Source organism: Bacillus sp. AFS041924, from assembly GCF_002577195.1.
Taxonomy (GTDB): domain Bacteria; phylum Bacillota; class Bacilli; order Bacillales; family Bacillaceae_G; genus Gottfriedia.
Genome location: NZ_NULG01000028.1, coordinates 1 through 6,518, shown reverse-complemented (window position 1 = coordinate 6,518; position 6,518 = coordinate 1). Strand labels below are relative to the sequence as shown.

Genomic DNA, 6,518 nt, shown 5'->3' with positions numbered 1-6,518 from the left:
CCGTTACCATTGCCGTTACCTTTGTCGTTACCTTTGTCGTTACCTTTGTCGTTACCTTTGCCGTTACCGTTGCCGTTACCTTTGTCGTTACCTTTACCTTTATCATCACCATTATTTTCTGTTGGTGGAGTAGTTGGCTCTTCAGTCGTAGTTAAGTCGACTGTAACAGTAACAGGAGCACTCTTAGTTTCTTCATTTGTTGCCACTATTGAAATTTTTACTTTATTTCCAGGTACAATACCATTGATTTTAGTTGATGTTCCATTGATTTTTTGAGTTTGACCCTGAACTCCGTTTATATCATAGTTTACTTCAAACGTAGTTGAAGCAAGTAAATCATCAGCATATTGCCAGTTTAAGGCAATGCTACTTGTTTTTTCGTCATATTTCGCTGTAACGTTTTTAGCAGGATCTAATGTATCTGGTGTTGGAAGATCATCCATTTTTTCACCTTTAATAAATAATTCATCTTGGACCCTTACAACTGAATTTGGCTTATGGAATTCAGAAGAAAAATCACCAGTAGCTGATAACATATCTCTTGCAATATATTTTGCAATATTTGTTGATGATTTACCTAAATAATGTTCTTTTTTATTTTTTTCATATCCAGTCCAAACAGAAATAGTAACATCTGGTGTATAACCTACAAACCAACTATCTCTAGTAGCGTTAGAAGGGAAGCCATATTTGTCTTTTACTTCTTGCGGATAGTTTGTAGTACCAGTTTTACCTGCCATATCAAGTCCAGGTACATTTGCTCTACCACCTGTACCATTTGGAGATTTAACAACGTCACGTAGCATATCTGTGATCATATATGCTGTGTAATCGCTCATTGCTTGTTTTGGTTCAGGAGATAATACTTTTTCAGTTTTATCTTGATAAATGATTTTTGTAACAGCATGTGGTTTGATATAGACACCGCCATTACCGAATGCTGCGTATGCACCGGCCATATCCATTGCAGATACACCTGTAAATCCACCGATTGCATAAGACTCATAAAAGTTGTTTTTTTGGAAGTTGAAACCAAGTCCGTTACCAAATTCACGTGATTTATCTAATCCAACTGACTGCATAGTTTTTAAGGCAGGAATATTTCTTGAACCGATTAAAGCTTTACGAATTGATAATTTACCTTTATATGATCTATCTGCGTTTCGAATAGGTGTCCCGTCAGAATATTGATAAGGTTCATCAACAAGCTGGTGGTTTGTAGACCATTTTAAATATTGAATTGCAGGACCATAGTCTAAGATTGGCTTAATAGTTGACCCGGGTTGTCTTTTAATATCTGTTGCAAAGTTCAGGCCGCCTGTTGTTGTATTTCTTCCAGCTCCAACAGCTCTAATTTCACCTGTTTTAGTATCAGTCAAAACAAAACCAGTTTGGAAAGCATCACTTGGATAAAATTCTGATCCACGCTTAATAATTTCATCGGCTTTATCTTGGGATTTTGGATCTAGTGTTGTTTCAATTGTTAATCCATCTGTATTTACGTTTGCATCACCATATTTTTCAACTTCATCGATTACTACATCAATGAATGCTTTATACTTGGTTTGCCCACTTTCATGAACCTTAACTAATTTTTTCATTGGAATTGCTTTTGCGTTTGAATATTGCTCCCCAGTAATATAACCATATTTTTTCATTTGGCTTAATACAACGTTTCGTCTAGCCTCTGACTTAGCTGGGTGCTTTGCTGGATTGTAATTATTTGGGCTTTGTACCATACCAGCAAGCGTAGCTGCTTCAGGTAATGTGATTTTTGATAAATCCTTACTAAAATATGTTTCACTTGCTTTTGCTACACCATAAACCCCTCGACCTTTTAAGCCATTTGAGAAGTAAACTTTATTTAAATACATTTCTAAAATTTGTTGCTTCGAATACTTTTGTTCAAGCTGGAATGCTAAATACCATTCTTGTACTTTACGTTTAATTGTTTTTTGTGGAGATAAGAATGAATTTTTAACAACTTGTTGTGTAATCGTACTACCACCTTGTGAACCAAATCCGCCAGTAATATTAGCTAATACTGCTCCTACTACACGACGAATATCAACACCTTTATGTTTGTAAAAACGTACGTCCTCGGTAGCAATAAACGCATCCTCTACTACTTTAGGAATCTCGTTATATGAAATTTTAGTTCTTTGTTCAGTTCCTAGCTCAGCAATAACATTCCCGTTTTTATCTAAGATTGTAGAAGATAAAGGTACCTTTAATTTTGATTCATCAAGTTTAGGAGCATCACTTACTAAGTAATAAAACGTTCCTACTCCACCAAGAATACAAAGTACCGCTAATGTTAATATTGTTAATGAAATCTTTTTCCATAAACCTCCACGCTTTTTCGGCTTTTCAATAGAAGGCTTTTCCATCTGTTTTCGTTCTTGTCGTGAACTATACTCTTTTGCCATTTTTTTGTTTCTCCTGCCTTTCAAATGAACTTAATGAAATTATGAATCTATTAAATTACAAAAAGTTCATCGATACATTTTAAGTAAGGAACGATTATCGGATAACTCGGTTTAATTAATGTTCCATACTCTTTACATTCTTCTCTAGAAATTGATTTTCTTCCACCATCTGATTGCCTTTTCCAAAAGGTAAGAATATCAGTTGCTTTCATAAAATAAATTTCATTATATAATGAAAATTTTAATATGACAAACGAAATTCCACCATGATTTATTACATTTTCCATATGCACAATTTGATGCAAATGGAAATTTTGTAAAGGAAAACTTGTCTTATTATTAGTTTCCTTGGCTTCAAAATCAATATACTTTCCCTTATAAATGCCATTATAGTCAGTAGTGGAGGGCTGTTTAAAGTATGCTTCCCTAATAACTGCTGCACTTCTTTTCGGATAATCTACCTTTACGATTTGTACGGGTGTTGGTTTTTTATGTATGTTTGCGATGTTATTTGCTAAATAATACGTATTAGTAGCATTTAAATCATCTTCAAGGGACATTCCGCGATTACTATAAGTATTACTTGATTTTCCATATGTTTCGCTATTTTTTTGGACTCTTTGAACTTCATTATTTCTTCGATTTGGGTACATTATTGTCATAAAACCAACTCCACCTTAATTTACATACAACAAGTATTATAGCACTAAAACAGATGTTCGTGTAAAAAAATACCAGAATGATTGGGGTGAGCCAATGAATGCAAACCATGAAAGCTGGAAGGGGTTCATAAAAAAAAGAAGAGAAGATTACAATTTATCAGAAGAAGATTCTAAACTAGTCGACTTAATAAAAAAAGAAACAGTTAAATATAATGCAGATAATATTTCGAGAACAATCGCATACCAAGAATATTTTTTAAGGCAAAATGAAATAGAGTGGTCATTTCTTGCAAGTATGGTTTCACGTAATGCGGGTTATAACATGACTGATTTGGAAAGTAAAATTTTCATAAATGGTTTAAATGTAAAACAAAGAAAGCAGTTATTCATGACATATGAACGAGCGAATTGGATCATATTTTTAGATGCATTTCCTCAGTTACTTCTATTTGAATATTCCAAAATAAACAGGAAGCCATTATTTTATTTATTGAAGTACTTTTCTGTATCTAGTTTTATGGAAATTGAATGGGAGAAATATTGGACAGATCGAGATAAGAAAAGACTAGTTTATTCGTTAATTATTAATGAGCAAAATATGATTGAAAGACCAGTAATTCAAAATGAATTTTTTAAAAATGAAGTCTTTAATTCTTTAGCATTCAAACTCCAGGAGCAATTTAAATTAAGTTATGTAATTTTTCCATCAAGTAATGGAGAATTATATGGCCTTGCTGTTTATCAATTTGAAAATCTAACAAAAAGGATTCAAATTGGCAAACAATTGTATTCGATTTTATTTCATGATGATTTAACAAATGGATTTATCGATTTTGCTAAACAAATTAACCATACTGGCAGTAGAAGTGATTATGAAGGGCTAGTTGGGATCGAAAGCTCAAATAATCCTAAATTAAGAGATGTCTATCCAGTAATTCCACATAAACGCACTGTTGAGGATGATTGGTATGCAAATAGTGAAATATTAAAAGAATGGTATGAAAATGAAGAAGTAATAAATGGAGATAGTTTTAAACAGTCCTTTTTAATAAAGCAAGAACTACTCGGTTCAATGTTAAAATTGAAATCTATATTTCAATAAATCATTTTTCAGGGAAGAAGTGTGATGTTGATTTCCACTAAAAGATGCGCGTATTCATTTATAGGTGAAATAAGAAAACAAAGATCACTAACCTTAACATCTTATAATTTGCTTACATTTAAATTATTATAAAAATTTGTTCCCAATATACATTATAGTTAAATGCCTATAGTTGTATTTTATTTTATCTATAAAAAATAAAGCTTTGATGATAATTAGTATTTCAATAAGTCCTAACCTATTACCAATAAATAACTTATTGTTCATAGACAGATTTATATTTCAACAACCTGAAAAAAGCTAGCACTAAAGTGCAAGCTTTTTCTTTTAAATCCTTTTTTAAATTTCATGTCAATCTAATCACATGTCCTAAGTTTTTATGTAGCCGGGAAGTTCGGTCCGTCTAATTTTGGATTTCCAGTTTGTTGATTTTTACTTTTTTCTTGCTTTTTCTTCTTTTCATTTCGGTTTTTTGCCATTTGAAACACCTCCATGATAATAACATTCCCAAAACTTGTCCTCACTACAAGTTTTTTTGTCGAAATTATAAAAGAAAATAGCTTTATTCACTTTGTTTAGCGAAATACTTCTAGTTTTGTCAGTCGAGAAGGAAGGAACAAAGTTGGTGTTGAATTTATAGATTAAGAAAATTAGAAGAGGAGTTGAACTGTATGGAGTTAATTCAAAGGGATGAATTTTTTCGAGCAATTGATGAATTTTTAAATGAGGTAGAATTTATTGAGCACTCCTTAGCTTTAAGAATTAATCAAAAATGTGATGAAGAAAAGAATTTGCTTTTAAATAAGGTACAGTCAACAACAGTGCATCTTCATCATTTTGAAAAGAAAGTAAGTCAAGCAAAAGAGGGTGGTAGTTGGATTTCAACTCCATTCTTAGGAAGACAATTAGCATTTAATATTTAATAAATAGCTTAAAGTAAGTGTGTCTGTATAAATTAAAAGAGACTAAATAGAATTAAATAAAGCGATACACATTCATGTGTATCGCTTTATTTCTTATATTCACATTCCGGATTACTAAATTGGCTTACATGCGCCAAAAAGTTCAAGTTCTTTAATTAAAGCTCTGTAATGTTGAATTGTAACCTCACCATTAAGGTAATTTTGCTGTAAAAAGTCCATTAATTGATTAAAGTCAGTTGGTTCGAAACTTTTTGATGAAATAAACTTGCTCTTTAATTCTTGTAAAGTCATTATTACCCCTCCAACATTAAAATTTAATTAACAACTTGTATTACTAAATAAAATGTATCATAAATATTTAAGATTTAAATTTTTTTAAAAATTTAAACTTCCGACATATAATGACAAATAACGCATAAAATTATTATATGTAACAGGATAGGCATTTTTATCATACTTATAAATGAGAATACTAATAATGGGTGTGAGAATATGAGACATCAAATGTTTCCTCCAAATCACTCAGAAAATAGCTTTGAGTGGTTTAGAAACCAAAATCAAAAGATTGATGAGAATTTTAATTATCAAGAAATGAATCAATTACCAATTGAAATGCAACGCTACTATGGAAACACAATTCAACCTTATTCCGAAAATCCTACTCTTAATACACAACAGCAGCCAGTACAAACTCAACAGACACACCAGTCACAACAGACTACAATGATTGAGCCTTCAACGTATGGAGGTCAGTCATCACAGTCAGGAAGCTATGGTCCATTAAGTCAAGGACAGCCATCACAATCAGGAAGCTATGGTCAATTAAATCATGGTCAGTATACATCAACGCAACATTTATCAATGCAACAACCAGCTGTTTCTTATTATCAAGGATATCAATATGATCCAAATTATTACGGTATGATGCAAAATCAAAATCCATATACCCAATCGAATCCTTCACAATATGGTAATCAAATGAACTATTTTACGCAACCTCAAAACCACCAATATTCAATTCAGCCACAACATGCTCAAATGATCCAACAAGGACCATTCACATCGCCAGCAATGTTTGCCCCAAGTACACCTTATCCAACACAGCCAAAAAAAGTAAATCAACAAAATAATAGTCAACAATCTTTTCAGTTTTCTTCAATATTAAATCAATTTAAAAATAGTTCGGGATCATATGATGTACCAAAAATGATGTCGACTGCAGGTCAGATGATGAATACAATGAATCAAGTAGGAGGAATATTTAAACAAATTGGTGTTTTATTTAAATAAAAAAGCCAGGAATCTGATATTATCCCCTTTAGGTAGACATTCGAAAAAAGCTTCATGGTAACATGGAGATACGAATGTGATACTGGAGGGGATTTTCTATGGCTAAAAAAGG

At 31.9% G+C, this 6,518-nt stretch carries 6 protein-coding genes; 3 read left to right on the top strand and 3 right to left on the bottom strand.

Annotated features, from left to right (window positions below; translation table 11 throughout):
- Together COC46_RS10305 and recU are read right to left on the bottom strand one after the other, a co-directional pair.
- Positions 1-2,429: transglycosylase domain-containing protein (locus COC46_RS10305; protein WP_098809628.1), on the bottom strand; the 2,429-nt coding region annotated here is incomplete at its 3' end.
- Between the two features lie 50 nt (positions 2,430-2,479).
- Positions 2,480-3,091, bottom strand: a complete 612-nt coding sequence (gene recU, locus COC46_RS10300; protein ID WP_098809627.1) for a Holliday junction resolvase RecU — start codon at positions 3,089-3,091, stop codon at positions 2,480-2,482.
- Between the two features lie 94 nt (positions 3,092-3,185).
- On the opposite strand from recU, the gene COC46_RS10295 reads away from it, so the two are divergent.
- Positions 3,186-4,193 (top strand): DUF2515 family protein, encoded by a 1,008-nt coding sequence (locus COC46_RS10295; RefSeq protein ID WP_098809626.1) that lies wholly within the window; start codon positions 3,186-3,188, stop codon positions 4,191-4,193.
- A gap of 671 nt (positions 4,194-4,864) precedes the next feature.
- Positions 4,865-5,116: a hypothetical protein gene (locus COC46_RS10290; protein ID WP_098809625.1), complete on the top strand. Its 252-nt coding sequence runs from the start codon at positions 4,865-4,867 to the stop codon at positions 5,114-5,116.
- Positions 5,117-5,230: 114 nt separating this feature from the next.
- On the opposite strand, the gene yppF is transcribed toward COC46_RS10290, so the two are convergent.
- Entirely contained in the window at positions 5,231-5,407 is a 177-nt protein-coding gene (gene yppF, locus COC46_RS10285) for a YppF family protein (RefSeq protein WP_098809624.1), read from the bottom strand.
- A gap of 201 nt (positions 5,408-5,608) precedes the next feature.
- Here yppF and COC46_RS22690 point away from each other — a divergent pair, with 201 nt between their 5' ends.
- Positions 5,609-6,406: a YppG family protein gene (locus COC46_RS22690; protein WP_255294870.1), complete on the top strand. Its 798-nt coding sequence runs from the start codon at positions 5,609-5,611 to the stop codon at positions 6,404-6,406.
- Positions 6,407-6,518: the final 112 nt, after the last annotated feature.

Excerpts from the sequence above, each read along its gene's own strand:
- recU (WP_098809627.1), bottom strand. The coding sequence starts at position 3,091 with ATGACAATAATGTACCCAAATCGAAGAAATAATGAAGTTCAAAGAGTC.
- COC46_RS10295 (WP_098809626.1), top strand. The coding sequence starts at position 3,186 with ATGAATGCAAACCATGAAAGCTGGAAGGGGTTCATAAAAAAAAGAAGA.
- COC46_RS10290 (WP_098809625.1), top strand. The coding sequence starts at position 4,865 with ATGGAGTTAATTCAAAGGGATGAATTTTTTCGAGCAATTGATGAATTT.
- yppF (WP_098809624.1), bottom strand. The coding sequence starts at position 5,407 with ATGACTTTACAAGAATTAAAGAGCAAGTTTATTTCATCAAAAAGTTTC.
- COC46_RS22690 (WP_255294870.1), top strand. The coding sequence starts at position 5,609 with ATGAGACATCAAATGTTTCCTCCAAATCACTCAGAAAATAGCTTTGAG.